The organism is Kitasatospora sp. NPDC058243, from assembly GCF_042882025.1.
Lineage (GTDB): Bacteria > Actinomycetota > Actinomycetes > Streptomycetales > Streptomycetaceae > Kitasatospora.
Genome location: NZ_JBHVWW010000004.1, coordinates 47,739 through 64,124, shown reverse-complemented (window position 1 = coordinate 64,124; position 16,386 = coordinate 47,739). Strand labels below are relative to the sequence as shown.

12 protein-coding genes and 1 other RNA gene are annotated in these 16,386 nt (G+C 73.3%); 1 reads left to right on the top strand and 12 read right to left on the bottom strand.

The features are described 5' to 3' along the window. Nucleotides 1-12: 12 nt before the first annotated feature. From ACFVX9_RS04500 to ACFVX9_RS04475, 6 genes are all read right to left on the bottom strand, one after another. Nucleotides 13-2,340 (bottom strand): xanthine dehydrogenase family protein molybdopterin-binding subunit, encoded by a 2,328-nt coding sequence (locus ACFVX9_RS04500; RefSeq protein WP_363370322.1) that lies wholly within the window; start codon nucleotides 2,338-2,340, stop codon nucleotides 13-15. Further along, nucleotides 2,337-3,503, bottom strand: coding sequence for a 2Fe-2S iron-sulfur cluster-binding protein (locus ACFVX9_RS04495; protein ID WP_380479575.1), 1,167 nt, complete (start codon nucleotides 3,501-3,503; stop codon nucleotides 2,337-2,339). Before ACFVX9_RS04495 ends, ACFVX9_RS04500 begins: the two co-directional genes overlap by 4 nt. After that, a complete protein-coding gene (locus tag ACFVX9_RS04490; protein ID WP_363370383.1) occupies nucleotides 3,500-4,366 on the bottom strand; it encodes an FAD binding domain-containing protein in 867 nt (288 codons plus the stop codon). Before ACFVX9_RS04490 ends, ACFVX9_RS04495 begins: the two co-directional genes overlap by 4 nt. Nucleotides 4,367-4,676: 310 nt before the next feature. Then, nucleotides 4,677-6,287, bottom strand: a complete 1,611-nt coding sequence (locus ACFVX9_RS04485) for a beta-N-acetylhexosaminidase (protein ID WP_387980360.1) — start codon at nucleotides 6,285-6,287, stop codon at nucleotides 4,677-4,679. 129 nt (nucleotides 6,288-6,416) lie between these two features. Beyond that, nucleotides 6,417-6,701 (bottom strand): DUF3039 domain-containing protein, encoded by a 285-nt coding sequence (locus ACFVX9_RS04480; protein WP_063349181.1) that lies wholly within the window; start codon nucleotides 6,699-6,701, stop codon nucleotides 6,417-6,419. Between the two features lie 61 nt (nucleotides 6,702-6,762). Further along, a complete protein-coding gene (locus ACFVX9_RS04475; RefSeq protein WP_063349180.1) occupies nucleotides 6,763-7,347 on the bottom strand; it encodes a YqgE/AlgH family protein in 585 nt (194 codons plus the stop codon). A gap of 299 nt (nucleotides 7,348-7,646) precedes the next feature. Here ACFVX9_RS04475 and murA point away from each other — a divergent pair, with 299 nt between their 5' ends. Then, nucleotides 7,647-8,987 carry a UDP-N-acetylglucosamine 1-carboxyvinyltransferase gene (gene murA, locus ACFVX9_RS04470; RefSeq protein ID WP_063349179.1) on the top strand — a complete coding sequence of 447 codons (1,341 nt, stop codon included), beginning with the start codon at nucleotides 7,647-7,649 and terminating at the stop codon, nucleotides 8,985-8,987. Between the two features lie 105 nt (nucleotides 8,988-9,092). On the opposite strand, the gene ACFVX9_RS04465 is transcribed toward murA, so the two are convergent. From ACFVX9_RS04465 to ACFVX9_RS04440, 6 genes are all read right to left on the bottom strand, one after another. Then, on the bottom strand, nucleotides 9,093-9,374 hold the full coding sequence (locus tag ACFVX9_RS04465) for an HU family DNA-binding protein (protein WP_030059737.1): 282 nt from the start codon (nucleotides 9,372-9,374) through the stop codon (nucleotides 9,093-9,095). Between the two features lie 509 nt (nucleotides 9,375-9,883). Continuing rightward, on the bottom strand, nucleotides 9,884-11,356 hold the full coding sequence (locus ACFVX9_RS04460; protein ID WP_063349178.1) for an NAD-dependent malic enzyme: 1,473 nt from the start codon (nucleotides 11,354-11,356) through the stop codon (nucleotides 9,884-9,886). Between the two features lie 323 nt (nucleotides 11,357-11,679). After that, the gene (locus ACFVX9_RS04455; RefSeq protein ID WP_380479570.1) at nucleotides 11,680-13,983 is read right to left on the bottom strand and encodes a HelD family protein; all 2,304 of its coding nucleotides are present in this window, start codon (nucleotides 13,981-13,983) and stop codon (nucleotides 11,680-11,682) included. Between the two features lie 128 nt (nucleotides 13,984-14,111). Further along, nucleotides 14,112-14,493, bottom strand: a transfer-messenger RNA (tmRNA) gene (gene ssrA / locus ACFVX9_RS04450). Nucleotides 14,494-14,578: 85 nt separating this feature from the next. After that, a complete protein-coding gene (smpB, locus tag ACFVX9_RS04445; RefSeq protein WP_380380781.1) occupies nucleotides 14,579-15,055 on the bottom strand; it encodes an SsrA-binding protein SmpB in 477 nt (158 codons plus the stop codon). Between the two features lie 43 nt (nucleotides 15,056-15,098). Beyond that, nucleotides 15,099-16,235, bottom strand: a complete 1,137-nt coding sequence (locus ACFVX9_RS04440) for a S41 family peptidase (RefSeq protein WP_063349175.1) — start codon at nucleotides 16,233-16,235, stop codon at nucleotides 15,099-15,101. Nucleotides 16,236-16,386 lie beyond the last annotated feature (151 nt).

Below are 16,386 nucleotides of genomic sequence, written 5' to 3'. Positions count from 1 at the left end.
CGCCCCCGCCCGTCAGACCGCGACCGCGTCCTCCGGCCGGATCGGCAGCCGGCCGACCGGCAGACCGGTGGCCGCCCGGACGGCGGCGGCCACGGCCGCCGGGGCGACCACCGCGGGGGCGGCGCTGACCGCCTTGGCCCCGAAGGTGGCGACCACGTCCCGCTCCTCCAGCAGGGCGGCGATCCGCACCTGCGGGGTGTCCAGCGCAGTGGGCAGCCGGTAGCCGGTGAGCGAGGGGTTCAGCAGCACGCCGCCCTCGGTGCGCAGGTCCTCCAGCAGCGCCAGGCCGACGCCCTGGGCCACGCCCGCCTCGATCCGGTCCTCGATCTGCCGCGGGTTCAGCGCCCGGCCGACGTCCTGGGCGACCGTCATCTCGACCACCCGGACGGCGCCCAGTTCGATGTCCACGTCCACCACCGCGCGCATCGCGCAGAACGCGATCGACACGAAGGCGTCGCCCTGCCCGGACTCGTCCAGCGGCTCGGTAGGGTGCGGGCGGCACTGGGCCGTCGCCCAGAGCTCCTTGCCCTCCAGCGCCTCGGCGACCGGCATGCCGAGCACCCCGTCGTACGAGGTGATCTTGCCGTCGGCGATCTGCAGCAGTTCCACCGACATCCCGAAGTTGGCGGCGATCGGCTGCAGCAGCTGGTGGCGGACCATCAGCGCGGCGCGCTCGACGGCGCCGCCGGAGACCCAGGTGTGCCGGCCGCGGGCGGAGGGACCGGCGATCGACTGGTCGCTGTCGGCCGGCGCGATGTACACCTCGCTGACGCCCAGCACGGTCTGCACGATCTGCCGGGCCAGCGTGGCGAAGCCCTGTCCGGAGTCGACGGCCGCGCAGATCACCGTGGCGTGGTCGCCGCTGACCCGCACGGTGGCGGTGGAGACCTCGTCCTCGCCCTCGGCGCCGAGCATGTGCACCATGCCGACGGCGTAGCCGATCCCGCGCCGCACCGCCGCCGGGTCGCCGGCGCCACCGGGCCCGCCCGGCAGCAGCCACTCGGCGTCCGGGTCGTCCACCGGCAGGGCCGGCAGCGGCTCGGCCGCGACGGCCTCCAGCAGCGCGCCGACCGGCGCCGGGCAGGTGACGGCCTGTCCGGTGGGCATCGGGTCGCCGGTGGCCATCGCGTTGCGGCGGCGGATCTCCACCGGGTCCACGCCGATCCGGGCGGCCAGCTGGTCCAGCTGCGACTCGTAGGCGAAGCAGGCCTGCAACGCGCCCTCGCCGCGCATCCGCCCGGCCGGCGGGTTGTTGGTGCGCACCGCCCAGGCGTCCACGAAGACGTTCGGGCAGACGTACGGGCCGACCGAGAACGCGGTGGCGGCGGCCAGCGCCTCGGCGGAGACGTCCGCGTACGCGCCGCCGTCCAGCAGGATCTGCGCCTCGACCTTCACCAGGGTGCCCTCGGCGTCGGCGTGGTGGCGGTAGCGCAGCAGCGCGGGGTGGCGCGAGGGGTGGGTGTGGAAGGACTCCTCGCGGGTGAGGGTCATCTTCACCGGGCGGCCGGTGCGCAGCGCCAGCAGCGCCAGGGTGACCTGGAAGGAGAGGTCCTCGCGGTCGGTGGTGGCCCCGGGCACGCCGGTGACCACCAGCCGGACCCGGTCGGGCTCCAGGCCGAGGCAGGCGGCGGTGCGGTCGCGGTCGCCGTGCGGGTCGGTGGAGGACAGGTGAAGTTCGACGCCGCCGTCCGGGCGCGGCACGGCCAGCCCGGCCTCGGCGCCGAGCGGGGCCGGGTCCTGACGGCCGACCTGGTAGAGGCCCTCGATGATGATCTCGCCGGCCGCGTCCGGGTCCCCGGTGCGCAGCGGCAGGTGGCGGAACAGGTTGCCGTCCGGGTGCAGCGACGGGGCGGTGAAGGCCTGCTCGGGGTCGGTGACGGCCTCCAGCGGCTCGTAGTCGACCGCGATCAGACCGACCGCCAGCCGGGCGGTGTCCGGGTGGTCGGCGGCCACCGCGGCGATCGGCTCGCCGTGGTGGCGCACCACGCCCGCGGCCAGCACCGGCCGGTCGGCGACGATCGGCCCGGCCGGGGCGCCGTCCGGGGCTCCGTCCGGGCCGGGCGGCAGGTCGGCGGCGGTGACCACGGCGTGCACGCCGGGCAGCGCGAGCGCGGCCGCGGTGTCGATGCCCCTGATCCGGGCGTGCGGGTGCGGCGAGCGCAGCACCGCGCCCCAGAGCAGCCCCTCGGCCCACAGGTCGGCCGCGTACGGGTAGATGCCGAGCGCCTTGGGCAGCGCGTCGCTGCGCAGCGGTGAGCTGCCCAGGCCGAACGGCTCCGGTGCGCCGCCCTCGCCGCCGTCCTGCTGGAGTGCTGCGCCGATGTCGGTAGGCGACGTCATGATGCGTGGTCGTCCTCGGGGAGCCGGATGCCGTGGGCGGGGGTGGCGCCGTACGGGACGCCGGCCGGGGCGGTGCCGCCGGCCGGATCGCCGTGCGGGGGCGTGGCGACGTAGGGCGTGCCGTGCGGGGGCGTGCCGTCGAAGGCGGCCCCGGGCAGCGGCGTGCCGTGCGCGGGGGTGGGTTCGTAGACCGGGGCGTCGTACCCGGCGTCGTAGCCGTTCTGCTGCGGGTAGCCGCCGGGCACGTAGGTGCCGTGGGCGGGGGTGCCCTGGTACGGCTGCTCGGGGTAGCCCTGCGGCGGGTAGTACACCTGGTCGTCGGCGGTCTGGGCGGGGATGCCCTGGACCGGCGTCAGGACGGCGGTGTCGTACACGCCGGTGTCGTAGCCGCCCTGGCCGTCGCCGTACGGCTGGTCGGCGCCGGCCGGGGGCTGCTCGGCGGGCGGCTGCGGGACGTGCTCGATCCAGGCGTCGGCGTCGGCGTAGACCGGCGGTTCGGCGGCCTGCTGCGGTCCGGCGGCCGCTTCCCCGGCGGGCTGGTCGGCGGGCTGGTCGGTGGCCGGTGAGGCGGCCTGGGCGGCGGTCGCGGCGGCCGTCTCCTCCGCCTCCTCGACGTCCTCGGCGCGCGCGTCGGCGATGCTCTGGACGGCGGCCAGCACGCCGCGGTAGCCGGTGCAGCGGCAGAGGTTGCCGCAGAGCGCCTGGCGGGCCTCGACCTCGGTCGGGCGGTGGTTGCGCTGGAGCAGGTCGTGCACCGCCATCGCCATGCCGGGGGTGCAGTAGCCGCACTGCACCGCGCCGGACTCGGCCAGCGCCTGCTGGACGTCGCTCGCGCCGCCGGCGGCCGACAGGCCCTCGACGGTGTTGATCTCGCTGTCGGCGGCCAGCGCGGCGGGCACCAGGCAGCCGGCCACCAGCTGGCCGTCCACCTGCACCGAGCAGGCCCCGCACTCGCCCTGCTCGCAGCCGTCCTTGGCGCCGGCCAGGCCGAGCCGCTCGCGCAGCACGTAGAGCAGGCTCTCGCCGATCCAGGCGTCGGTGACGGGCCGTTCGAAACCGTTGACCCGCAAGGTGTACGAGGCGCACGGGCGCAGCTCGCGGCTGACCTGCGGGGTGAGGCCGAGCGGGTCGGCGTCGAGGGTCTCGATGGGGTCTGTGGTCACTTCAGCGCCCTTCCCAGTGCCCGTCGGGCCAGCACCGATACGGTACGCCGCAGCCGAACGGCGGCCGCGCTCGGCCCCTCGGTCGCGGCCTCCCAGGCGCCTTCGGCGCCGTAGCTGTCGGGGACGCAGGCGGCGGCCACGTACTCGCCGAAGGCGGCGGTCGCGGCCGGGTCGATCTCCCGGCTGCCGTCCCAGTCGATGCAGCCGGCGACCCAGGCCTCGGCCTCCAGCGGGCGCAGCGGCACGGGCGCGACGGCGCCGACCGCGCAGCGCACGGCGCGCCGGGCGGGGTCGAGGACCAGCGCGACGGAGGCGGTGGCGCGGGCCGGGCCGCTGCGGCCGGTGGCCTTGAGGAAGACCTGCGGGGCGTGCAGCAGCGGGACGCGCACCCAGGTGAGGAGTTCGCCGGGGCGCACCGGGTCGAGGCCGGTGAGCAGGTGACTGACCGGCACCTCGCGGCTGGCGCCGGCCCGGGCGAGGGTGACGCTGGCCTCCAGGGCGGTGAGCACCGGGAGGGTGTCGCCGGCCGGGGCGGCGGTGACGATGTTGCCGCCGAGGGTGCCGACGTTGCGGACCTGCGGCGGGCCGGCGGTGCGGGCGGCGTCCGCGAGCGCGGGGATGAGCGCGGCGAAGTCGGGGCGGTCCATCCGGGCGTGGGTGAGTCCGGCGCCGAGGACGGCGGTGCCGCCGTCCTCGTAGCGCCAGCCGCGCAGTTCGGTGATCCGGCCGAGGCCGACCAGGGCGGCGGGGCGTAGCCGTCCGGCGTTGACGGCTTCCATCAGGTCGGTGGCGCCGGCCACCGGTACCGCGGCCGGGGTGGCGGCCAGCGCGTCGACGGCCTCGTCGAGGGAGGCCGGCAGCATGATCGTCCGGTTCACCTGGGTCCCACCGTGCTCCACTTGCTCATCGATCGGCTGCCGCCCGCGGCCTTCGGCCGTGGTGTCCGCGTCAGCAGCCCGGCCTGGCCCGTAGGGTACGGGCGATCGGGCCGGGTTGGGCAACTCTGGCACACAATGCTCGATGATCATTTCGGGGCAGGTGAACGGGACTGCCCGATTGGGACGGATACCGGGCGGTATCTGCCCAGGCCCGAACCGGACCTGGGCAGATGTTCATCTGTTCTTGACGTCAGATGACCACTCAGAAGTTCCCGCAAGGGCAAGTCCGTCGCGCTCAGCGCACCGGCGGCGGGCCCTCGATCGGCCGGCCGGCCACCCCGGGCCAGCGCTGCCAGGGGTGCGGGCCGTCCGCCGGGCGGTACTCCACGCCGAGCGCGTCCAGCACCTTCAGGTGCGCCTCCAGCCGGTGCTGGAAGCCGGCGTAGTCGCGCTCGGCCGGATCGGTGGGCAGGTCGGACCAGGCGACCTCGGCGAAGGCCACCAGCCGGGGGAAGGCCCGGTAGTCGATGTCCCGGGCGCTGTCCATGAACTCGCTCCACAGGTTGGCCTGGGTGCCGATCACGTGCCGGGCGGCCGTCTCGTCCAGTTGCCCGGGCACCGGCTCGAAGCGGTACACGTCCTCCAGCGTGCGCACGAACCCGACCGGGATCGGCTCGTCCGGGCCGTCGGCCTGCCGGTGGTCGAAGTAGACGTGCTGCTCGGGGCACATCACCACGTCGTGCCCGGCCTTGGCCGCGGCGATCCCGCCGCCGAACCCGCGCCAGGAGGAGACGGCGGCGCCCGGGGCGAGCCCGCCCTCCAGGATCTCGTCCCAGCCGATCAGCCGGCGGCCGCGCTCGGCCAGCCAGCGGTCGAAGTGCCGGATCACGAAGCTCTGCAGCTCGTCCTCGTTGGCCAGGCCGAGCTCGCGGATCCGCGCCTGGGCGGCCGCGCTGTCCTTCCACTGCTCCTTGGGGCACTCGTCGCCGCCGAGGTGGATGAACTCGGACGGGAAGAGCTCCAGGACCTCCTCCAGCACGCCCTCGAAGAAGCGCAGGGTGTCCTCGGAGGCGTTGAGCACGTTGTGGCTGACGCCCCAGTCCGTCCAGACGCCTAGCGCCGCGGTGTCCACCACGTCGGTGTTGCCCAACTCGGGGTAGGCCGCGACGGCGGCCTGGGTGTGCCCGGGCAGGTCGACCTCCGGGACGACGGTGACCCCGCGCGCGGCCGCGTAGGCGACGATCTCGCGCAGGTCGTCCTGGGTGTAGTAGCCGCCGTGCGGGCGGTCGTCGCGGCGCTGGCCGGCCCGGTAGCCGACCATCGAGCGGTCCCGCCAGGCGCCGCGCCCGGTCAGGCCGGGGTAGCGCTTGATCTCCACCCGCCAGCCCTGGTCGTCGGTCAGGTGCAGGTGCAGCACGTTGAGCTTGTGCGCGGCCAGCAGGTCGACGAAGCGCAGCACGTCCGACTTGGGCAGGAAGTGCCGGGCGACGTCGAGCAGCGCGCCGCGCCAGCCGAACCGGGGGGCGTCCTCGATGTCCGCGCCGGGCAGCACCCATCCGGTGCCGCGCAGCGGGGACCGGCGGAAGGCGTCCGGGCCGAGCAGCTGCCGCAGGGTCTGCGCGCCCCACAGCGCACCGGCCGGCCCGCCCGCGGCCACCAGGGCGTGGCCGGGGCGCACCGTGATCCGGTACGCCTCGGCGGCCAGCGCGTCGTCCTGGACCAGTTCGATGCCCGTGCCCGGCCGGCCCGGGCCGAGCGGCAGCCCGGTGGCCGCGGTCAGCGTGGTGCGCAGCCACCGCTCGGCGTCGGCCAGCCCGGGCGGCGCGGTCAGCGTGGTGGCGTCGTCGAGGGGGAAGTCCTCGTCCGGGCGGCGGACGGCACTCGAAGGCACGGGAATGAGGTCCATTCCGACATCCTGCCCCCGCCCCGGACGACTGGCATAGACCACTTCGGAAACTCGGCACTATGCAAAACGGCACTGTGCACAACCACACCGTGCACAACGGCGCCGGGCACCGGCCCGCGGCGGCCGGTGCTACTTGCCGCCGTTGTTGTCGTCGCCGCCCTGCGGCTTGCCGATGCCGTCGTAGATCTCCTTGCACATCGGGCAGACCGGGTACTTCTTCGGGTCGCGCCCGGGCACCCAGACCTTGCCGCAGAGCGCCACCACGGGCGAGCCGGAGAGCGCGCTCTCCATGATCTTGTCCTTCTGGACGTAGTGCGCGAAGCGCTCGTGGTCGCCGTCCCCGTGGGACACCTGGGGGACGGGCTCGACCAGGGTGCCGGTGCCGAGGCCGCGCTCGGGCTCAAGAGTGCTCATAGGTGCCAAGTCTATGGGCGCCCCGCGAAACCCGGCCAGTATCGCGACGGCGGCCCGTACGTCAGTTCAGCGTCGGGTCGTCCGGATAGGTCGCGAGCAGCGCCAGCGGGCCGCGCTGGCGGCGCAGCACCGAGCGCCACAGCCGCTCCGGTTCCGGGCTGGAGATGTCCCCCGGCTCGCAGTCCACCAGGTACCAGGCGCCGCTCCCCAGCTCCGTCTCCAGCTGGCCCGGCGACCAGCCGGCGTACCCGGCGAAGATCCGCAGCGCGCCCAGCTCGCCGGCCAGCACCTCGGGCGGCGCCTCCAGGTCCACCAGGCCGATCGCGCCGTGCACCCGCCGCCAGCCGAGCGGCTCGCCGGTGCCCGGCTCCCCCGGCGCCACGGCGAGGCCGAGCGCCGAGTCCAGCGCCACCGGTCCGCCCTGGAACACCACGGCGGGCTGCCCGACCAGCCGCCCCCAGCCGTCCAGGACGCTGCCCACCTCGACCGGCGTCGGCCGGTTGAGGACCACACCGAGCGCCCCCTCGACGTCGTGGTCGAGGAGCAGCACCACCGCCCGGGCGAAGTTCGGGTCGGTGAGCAGGGGCGTCGCGACGAGCAGACGGCCGGTGTGGGACCGTCCTGCGTGCGAGTGGGCCGCCGTCATGCCCACATGATCCCGCAGAACGGCCGGGGTCGGACACCTCGACGATCGAAACCCCGCCACGCCGGACAAACACCCGAACGGCCCCTCCGGCGGGCGGGAGCGAGCCCGGAGAGAGGACCATCACGGGAGAGGCTCACGGGAACCATCGGCACGCCCACTACCATCTACGGATGGTGGACGCCCTTCTACGGTGCCGACTCGGTTTTGCCGGGGGCCCGAGCGCGCCCGTACCAACCGGTCCACCACCGGCTCTCTACCGGAGCCTTCCCACCCCTCTGGCACCCCGGATTGCGAGAACGATGACCGACGACGTCCTGCTGGTCCACGGCGGAAACCCGCTCGAAGGCGAGATCCGCGTCCGCGGTGCGAAGAACCTGGTGCCCAAGGCCATGGTCGCCGCCCTCCTCGGCCAGGGCCCCAGCAGACTGCGCAACGTCCCGGACATCCGCGACGTCAAGGTGGTCCGCGGCCTGCTCCAGCTGCACGGGGTCACCGTGCGGACCGGCGACGAGGACGGCGAGCTGATCCTCGACCCGTCGCACGTGGAGAGTGCGAACGTCGCCGACATCGACGCGCACGCGGGCTCCTCGCGGATCCCGATCCTGTTCTGCGGCCCGCTGCTGCACCGCCTCGGCCACGCCTTCATCCCGGGCCTGGGCGGCTGCGACATCGGCGGCCGCCCGGTCGACTTCCACTTCGAGGTGCTGCGCCAGTTCGGCGCCACCATCGAGAAGCACCCGCAGGGCACCTACCTGGTCGCCCAGCAGCGCCTGCGCGGCACCAAGATCGAGCTGCCCTACCCCTCGGTCGGCGCGACCGAGCAGGTGCTGCTCACCGCCGTCCTCGCCGAGGGCGTCACCGAGCTGCGCAACGCGGCCATCGAGCCGGAGATCGTCGACCTGATCTGCGTGCTGCAGAAGATGGGCGCGATCATCACCCTGGGCACCGACCGGACCATCCTGATCACCGGCGTCGACGAGCTGGGCGGCTACACCCACCGCGCGCTGCCGGACCGCCTGGAGGCCGCTTCCTGGGCCTGCGCGGCGCTGGCCACCAGGGGCGACATCTACGTCCGCGGCGCCCGCCAGCTGGAGATGATGACCTTCCTGAACACCTTCCGGAAGGTCGGCGGCGCCTTCGAGGTGGAGGACGAGGGCATCCGCTTCTGGCACCCGGGCGGCGAGCTCAAGGCGATCGCCCTGGAGACCGACGTGCACCCGGGCTTCCAGACCGACTGGCAGCAGCCGCTGGTCGTCGCCCTGACCCAGGCCACCGGCCTGTCCATCGTCCACGAGACGGTGTACGAGTCGCGGCTCGGCTTCACCGGCGCGCTCAACCAGATGGGTGCGCACATCCAGCTGTACCGCGAGTGCCTGGGCGCCACCCCGTGCCGCTTCGGCGCGCGCAACTTCCTGCACTCGGCGGTCGTCTCCGGCCCGTCCAAGCTGATGGGCGCCGAGCTGGTCATCCCCGACCTGCGCGGCGGCTTCTCGTACCTGATCGCGGCGCTGGCGGCCGAGGGCACCTCGACCGTGCACGGCATCGACCTGATCAACCGCGGCTACGAGAACTTCATGGACAAGCTGCGCGACCTGGGCGCCCACGTCGAGCTGCCGTCCGAGCAGCTGGTCGACGCCTGACCCGCAGGGCCCGTAGGCCTACGGGCCTACGGGCCTACGGGCCTACGACGAGAGGCCGGGCTCCCCAGACGGGGAGCCCGGCCTCTCGGGCGTTCAAGGGGTGGTTCAGGCGCCCTTGGCGGCTTCCTTCAGCTTGGAGCCCGCGCTCACCTTGGCGCTGTAGCCGGCCGCGATCTGGATCGGCTCACCGGTCTGCGGGTTGCGGGCGGTGCGGGCGGCGCGGTGGGTGCGCTCGAAGGTCAGGAAACCGGGGATGGTGACCTTCTCGTCGCCCTTGGCGACGACCTCGCCGACGATCTCGGCGAAGGCGGCCAGAACGGCGTCGGCGTCCTTGCGGGTCACCTCGGCGCGCTCGGACAGCGCGGCCACCAGCTCACTGCGGTTCATGTGTACTCCTGTGGTCTGTTCGCTTGCGGTGTGCGGGGGCCCATCGGTACTCCCACCGGGGGGCACCCGGATAGGCCGCAGGTCCGCACACTGTGCTCATGCAGGCAATGCGTGGTCGCAGGCCGGGTCCGTACCCGATGCCGCGCGCCGGTGCCGTCGAAGGCCCGTCCGCCTGCCTGGATACGAATCCTGCCCCGACCGGCCCCGAGAAAGCCAATCGGGCCCCGGCCACGACACCCGAACGAACCCCGCCCGTTGGAGGTGTGACGCTCCGTCGGCTCCGGCGGACCGGGCCCGGGCGGCGGTCGGGACGACGCGCCGGAAGACCAGGGGGACGTTCCGTACTTGTCGGACACGCCTGCCCCGTGCAGGGCTACCGTACGCCCTAGGCACGACAAGCCCAAACACGCCCCTCGCCCTTGTGTCGCAAGGGTTCGGGGCGGACTCGGACGGGTAAGGCCGCTATTCGGACATTTGACCGATCAGCGACACGTCGGCCGCCTCGCCGGTCAGAGCTTGACGGTGGGGAAGGAGGAGGCGTCGAGCGTGCCGACGATGCCCGGGGTCGGACGGGCCGGCTCCGTGCTCTCCTGGACGCCCGCCAGCGCCGCCTCGCGCACCGCCGAGGCGACCGTCTTGGCGACGTCCTTGTGGAAGACGCTCGGGATGATGTAGTTGGCGTTCAGCTCGTCGTCGGCGACGGTGGTGGCCAGCGCCCGGGCGGCGGCGATCATCATCTCGGTGTTGACGGTGCGGCTCTGGGCGTCCAGGAGGCCGCGGAAGACACCCGGGAAGACCAGCACGTTGTTGATCTGGTTGGGGAAGTCGCTGCGGCCGGTGGCGACCACGGCGGCGGTCTGCCGGGCGATGGCCGGGTCGACCTCCGGGTCCGGGTTGGCCAGCGCGAAGACGATCGAGTCCTCGGCCATGGTGGCCAGGTCGTCGCCGTCCAGGACGTTCGGGGCCGAGACGCCGATGAAGACGTCGGCGTCCGCCACGGCCTCCTTGAGGCTGCCGGTGCGGCCCGAGCGGTTGGTGTGCTCGGCGATCCAGCGCAGGCTGTCGTTGAGGTCCTCCCGGCCCTGGTGGACCACACCGCGCACGTCCGCCACGGTGGCGTGCTCGACGCCGGCCGCCAGCAGCAGCTTGAGGATCGCGGTGCCGGCGGCGCCGGCGCCCGACATCACCACCCGGATGTCGCTGATCTCCTTGCCGACCACCTTCAGCGCGTTGGTGAGGGCGGCCAGCACCACGATCGCGGTGCCGTGCTGGTCGTCGTGGAAGACCGGGATGTCCAGGGCCTCGCGCAGCCGGGCCTCGATCTCGAAGCAGCGCGGCGCGGAGATGTCCTCCAGGTTGATGCCCGCGAAGCCGGGGGCGATCGCCTTGACGATGGCCACGATCTCGTCGGTGTCCTGGGTGTCCAGGCAGATCGGCCAGGCGTCGATCCCGGCGAAGCGCTTGAACAGGGCCGCCTTGCCCTCCATGACCGGCAGCGCGGCGGCCGGGCCGATGTTGCCCAGGCCCAGCACCGCCGAGCCGTCGGTGACCACGGCGACGCTGTTGCGCTTGATGGTGAGGCGGCGGGCGTCCTCGGGGTTCTCGGCGATCGCCATGCAGACCCGGGCGACGCCCGGGGTGTAGATCATGCTGAGGTCGTCACGGTTGCGGATCGGGAGCTTGGACGACATCTCGATCTTGCCGCCGAGGTGCATCAGGAAGGTGCGGTCCGAGACCTTGCCGATCGACACGCCGTCGATCGCCCGCAGCTTCTCGACGATCTCCTCGCCGTGCGCGACCGAGGAGGCCGCCACCGTGACGTCGATCCGCAGCGCCTCCAGGCCGGAGGCGGTGACGTCGAGACCGGTCACCGAACCGCCGGAGGACTCCACGGCCGTGGTGATCGCACTGACGGCGTTGCCCCGGGCCGGGACCTCCAGCCGCACCGTGATCGAGTTGGAGACACTGGGCACCGTCGCCATCGACGCTTCCTTCTTCCGTCCGTGCGGCAGGTTCAACATTTTGTTGAAGGCATCGCCTGCGCATGCTAGACCTCGATCGTCGCACCTTCCAAGGGGTAGCCAGAAATAACGTTCATTGAGTGTGTGGACCCGACAACTTCTTGCCTCTCCGGGCCGATGCGTTACATTGGACGGGACACCGGCTCGATCCAAGCCCCCGGGCCCAACCTTCGTCCCTTCGAGGGACCACTTGCCGCGAGGCGAGCATGGCGGGTCGGTGTCACTAACGTCTGAAGGCCCCTCACCATCCGGTGAGGGGCCTTCTTCGTCCGGCGGACCGGCCGTCAGCCGTGCAGCAGCGCGGGCACGCCGGCCGCGTCCGGCAGGTCGTCCGGACCGGACAGCACGGTCAGCCGCTGGGTCGCCCGGGTGAGCGCCACGTACAGCACCCGCAGGCCGGCCTCCGACTCGCCGGCGATGCCGGTCGGGTCGGCCACCACGGTCGCGTCGTACTCCAGGCCCTTCGCCTCCAGGCTGCCCAGCACCACCGCCCGCTCGCCCAGGCCCTCGGCCCAGCCGGCCGCCTCGGCCCGGCGGTCCATCGGCACCACGATCGCCACGGTGCCGTCCACCTCGCCCAGCAGCCGCTCCAGCTCCGCCCGGGCCGCCGCGCCGAAGGCCTCCGGGGCGGGATCCACGACGGCCGCGAAGCGCGGCTCGACGCCGACCCGGCGCACCGCGGTCGGCGACGGGGTGCCCGGCGCGGCCAGCGCCAGCACCTTGGCCGCGACCTCGGCGATCTCGGCCGGGTTGCGGTAGTTGACGGTCAGCGTGAAGCGGCGGCGCGGCTTGCCGGACAGCACCTCGTCCAGTGCGGCCTGCGCCTCCTGCGGGAACGGCCAGGAGGACTGCGCCGGGTCGCCGACGATCGTCCAGGTCGCCATCCGGGCCCGGCGGCCGATCATGCGCCACTGCATCGGGGTGAGGTCCTGCGCCTCGTCCACGATCACGTGCGCGTACTCGGTGCGCTCGACGGGGACGCGCTCGCGCTGACGGGAGCTGCGGTCGGCGAAGGTGGTGACCTCCTCCAGCCCGCTCAGCAGGTCCACCGCGTTCACCTCGCGCACCTTCGGCCGGGCCGCCTCGCCGAGCAGCACCTGGAGCTCGTCCACCAGCGCGACGTCGTGCGCGGACAGCGCGCCCTCGCCGTTCGGGGACAGCTGGCGCCAGGACGCCGCCAGCAGCCTCGCCTCGTCCGGGGAGACGGCGCGGCGGGCGATCCGGTTGATGTGCCGGTGCTGCTTGAGCGTGCCGAGCACCCGGCGCGGGGTCACGGCGGGCCACCAGGCGTCCAGGAAGTCCAGGAACGGCGCCTCGTCCGAGACGTACTCGTCGAAGGACTCCTTCTCCTCCTGGCGCTGCTCGCGGGCGTAGTGGTCGGTCGGCTTCGGCAGGTGCCGGGTGAGCTCCTGCCACAGGGCGTCCAGCAGCATCCGGCGGGCGCGCGGGCGCAGCAGGTTCAGCGGGGTGCCGCCGGCGCCGATCACGTTGCCGCGCACGGCCTTGAGCCGGCCCGCGTCCAGCTTGAGCACCTCGCCGCGGGCGACCACCTTCAGCTCCTGCGGCGCGCCCAGCTCCAGCGCGGCCCGAGCCGCCCGGCGCAGCAGCTGCACCATCCGGCCCGAGCCCTTGACCCGGGCCGCCTCCGGACTGTCGTAGGTGCCCGCCTCGATGCCGTCCACCAGCGAGCCGACCGCGCGGATGGCGACCTGCCCCTCCTCACCGAGCGAGGGCAGCACGCCCTCGGTGTAGGAGACCAGCAGCGGGGTCGGCGAGACCACCAGGATGCCCCCGGCGTAGCGGCGGCGGTCCTGGTACAGCAGGTACGCGGCGCGGTGCAGGGCGACGGCGGTCTTGCCGGTGCCCGGGCCGCCGGTGACGAGCGTGGCGCCGGCGGCGGCCGCCCGGATCACCTCGTCCTGCTCCTTCTGGATGGAGGAGACGATGTCGCGCATCGAGTGGCTGCGGGCGCGGCCGAGCGAGGCCATCAGTGCGCCGTCGCCGACCACCGCCAGCTCCCGGCCGTTCAGGGTCGGGGTGAGGTCGGGACGCAGCAGGTCGTCCTCGACGCCGATCACCCTGCGCCCCTTGGAGCGGATCACCCGGCGGCGGACCACCCGGCCCGGCTCGACCGGGGTGGCGCGGTAGAACGGCGCGGCGGCGGGCGCCCGCCAGTCGATCACCAGCGGCCCGTACTCGGCGTCCAGCACACCGAGACGGCCGATGTGCAGGGTCTCGGCGACGGCCGGGTCGGCCGGGTCGAGCGGCGTGTCGGAGGGGATGCCGTGTTCCTCCGGGGCGTCCGCCCGCTGGAGGTCGATCCGGCCGAACAGGAAGTCCTCGAACTCGTTGTTCAGGCGCTGGAGGTGGGCGCCGGCCCGGTAGACCTGGGCGTCGCGCTCGGCGAGCGCGCCGGGGGTGCCGACGTGGACCCGCTTGGCGGCGTCCTCCAGGATGTACTCGGCCTCGGCAAGCTTCTCCTCCAGCCGGTGGTAGACGGTGTCGAGGTGCTGCTGCTCACCGGCGATCTCGCGCTCGCGTACGGTCTCGCGGTCGGTGGCGGCGGTGGTGTCCGTGTTGCTCTGCATGGCCTCGGTGGTAGCGGCGGAATCCGGCTCCGGAAAACGAGCGGACGGATGATCCTACGCCCCAACCGGGGTAAACGTGAAGGCCGCCCACCGCAAAGCGGTGGACGGCCTCCACTGTCAACATGGGGTGGTGGAGATGCCGGGAATCGAACCCGGGTCCAGTGGAGTTAATTCAGGGCTTCTCCGAGCGCAGTCCGCTGTGATTTTCTCGGCCCTGGCAGTCACACGGACAAGCCGCCAACAGGCCCAGCTGCTGTTTGATTTCCCATCCGCCCTCGCAGCCCGGGCGGACGGTTGAGTTCCCTAGATTATGCCAGGGTCCGGGTCGGGAACTCCCCGGTCTGACACCCAAGCGCTATCGGTGCTTATTAGGCAGCGAGAGCGAACTGCTGGGAATCGCGCTTAGAGTTGGCGATTATTTTTTTGCGACACGTGGTTAACGAGATCATTGCCGCGTTCCTCGGCTCGCTTCCCCTGTTTCAACATCCCCTGTCGAAACCGATCATCCCCATGTTTTGTTGAGAAACAGCCGGACGGTGACCGTCCGTGTTGCTGACGCCATAGTACGCGAGGCGGCGGGTGAGGGTCCAGCGGATTAACTCTGGCGCCGCCGGGCGGCCGCCACCGCGCGGGCCGTCTCGCGGGTGTCCTGCTTCTCGCGCAGCGTCTGCCGCTTGTCGTAGAGCTTCTTGCCGACCGCGAGCGCCAGTTCGAGCTTCACCCGGCCGTCCTTGAAGTACAGCGAGAGCGGGACGAGCGTGTGGCCCGCGTCGCGGACCGTGCTCTCGATCTTGCGGATCTCCAGCCGGTGCAGCAGCAGCTTGCGCTTGCGCCGGGCCGCGTGGTTGGTCCACGTCCCCTGGGTGTACTCGGGGATGAACACGTTGTCGATCCAGGCCTCGTGGTTCTGGATGTAGGCGTAGCCGTCGACCAGGTTGGCCCGCCCCTCGCGCAGTGACTTCACCTCCGTGCCGGTGAGCACGAGGCCGCACTCATAGGTGTCGAGGATCGTGTACTCGTGTCGCGCCTTCTTGTTCTGCGCGATCAGCTTCTGTCCGGTTTCCTTTGCCATAGCGCGGCCATTCTCGCACTTCGGCCGGTTCGGGGCAGCCCCTTTAGGCGCGGGTGCCGAGCCCGGCCAGCACCCGCAGGGCGAGCGCGTCGGCGTCCTCGCCGGCCGCCGCCGGGACGTCCGGGGTCAGGCCGGAGCCCTCCGGGGAGCGGCCGGCCGGGGTGTAGTAGCGGCCGACGGTCAGCTCCAGCACGGCGCCGTCGGCGAGCCGGCTGGGCTGCTGGACGGTGCCCTTGCCGAAGGTCCGGGAGCCCACCACCACGGCGCGGCTGCGGTCCTGGAGCGCGCCGGTGAGCAGTTCGGCGGCGCTCATCGTGCCGCCGTCGACCAGCACCACCAGCGGGGTGCGCTGGTCGCCCCCGGGCGGGGCGGTCAACTCCCTGGTCTCGCCGCGCTCCTGGTACGAGCCGACCGGGCCGCCGTCCAGGAAGATCCCGGCGGTGCCGGCCGCCTCCTCGACCAACCCGCCCGAGTTGCCGCGCAGATCGAGCACCACACCGGCGTGCGGGGCGCGCAGAGCGGCGCGCACCTGATCGGTCACACCGCTGGTGAAGGCCCGTACGGCGATCCGCAGCACGCCCTTCTCCAGCTGCTCGGCGGTGACCTGTCGGCTGTCCAACAGGGCGCGCCGCAGCCGCAGTTCGCGGACCTCGCCGGCACCGCGCCGCACGGCGAGGGTGACCTCGGAGCCCACCCCGCGCTCGCCGTCGCGCCCGCGCAGCCGGGCCACCACCTCGGTGACCGGCAGGTGGTCGGCCTGGTCCTGGTCGATCCGCAGCAGCCGGTCGCCGGCCTCGATCCCGGCCGTGGCGGCGGGCCCGGCGGGCGCGACCTGGGAGACCGCGGTGGCGCCGTCCTCGCCGCGGCCGACCGAGAGCCCGACGCCCAGGTAGCGGCCGTCCAGTCCCTGGCTGAACGCGGCGTACTCCTGGGCGCTGTAGTACGCGCCCCAGCGGTCGCCGTTGGCCCCGAGCAGGTGCTCGGCCTGCTGCTCGGACAGCGCGGTGCCGGCCGGGTCCGCCGGGAGGCCCGGGGCGGCGCCCGCGACCGGGGCGGCGCCGGCGGCCGGGTGCCGTGGCGGGTCGCCCCAGGCGCCGGTGGCGGCCCCGGCGATCAGCACGACGCCGAACACCAGGCTGAGGGTGGCCACCTGACGTGCCCTGCGCGGAGTTTCCAGCATGGCACCGGAGTGTAGACACCGTGTCGGGCGCGACGGGCCACAACGGCGGGCGAAACGACGGCGGGACCAGAAGGGGCAGTGTCCTCCGGGGCCGCCCGGGACGGAGGTGGTTGGAACCTTACGTAGCCCCTCCGAGTGGCGAAAACCCCCA

Coding starts and splice junctions, on each gene's coding strand:
- smpB (WP_380380781.1), bottom strand. CDS start 15,055: ATGGCAAAGGAAACCGGACAGAAGCTGATCGCGCAGAACAAGAAGGCG.
- ACFVX9_RS04490 (WP_363370383.1), bottom strand. CDS start 4,366: ATGCTGCCGGCCTCCCTCGACGAGGCCGTCGACGCGCTGGCCGCCACC.
- ACFVX9_RS04460 (WP_063349178.1), bottom strand. CDS start 11,356: ATGGCGACGGTGCCCAGTGTCTCCAACTCGATCACGGTGCGGCTGGAG.
- ACFVX9_RS04465 (WP_030059737.1), bottom strand. CDS start 9,374: ATGAACCGCAGTGAGCTGGTGGCCGCGCTGTCCGAGCGCGCCGAGGTG.
- ACFVX9_RS04500 (WP_363370322.1), bottom strand. CDS start 2,340: ATGACGTCGCCTACCGACATCGGCGCAGCACTCCAGCAGGACGGCGGC.
- ACFVX9_RS04455 (WP_380479570.1), bottom strand. CDS start 13,983: ATGCAGAGCAACACGGACACCACCGCCGCCACCGACCGCGAGACCGTA.
- murA (WP_063349179.1), top strand. CDS start 7,647: ATGACCGACGACGTCCTGCTGGTCCACGGCGGAAACCCGCTCGAAGGC.
- ACFVX9_RS04440 (WP_063349175.1), bottom strand. CDS start 16,235: ATGCTGGAAACTCCGCGCAGGGCACGTCAGGTGGCCACCCTCAGCCTG.
- ACFVX9_RS04475 (WP_063349180.1), bottom strand. CDS start 7,347: ATGACGGCGGCCCACTCGCACGCAGGACGGTCCCACACCGGCCGTCTG.
- ACFVX9_RS04485 (WP_387980360.1), bottom strand. CDS start 6,287: ATGGACCTCATTCCCGTGCCTTCGAGTGCCGTCCGCCGCCCGGACGAG.
- ACFVX9_RS04480 (WP_063349181.1), bottom strand. CDS start 6,701: ATGAGCACTCTTGAGCCCGAGCGCGGCCTCGGCACCGGCACCCTGGTC.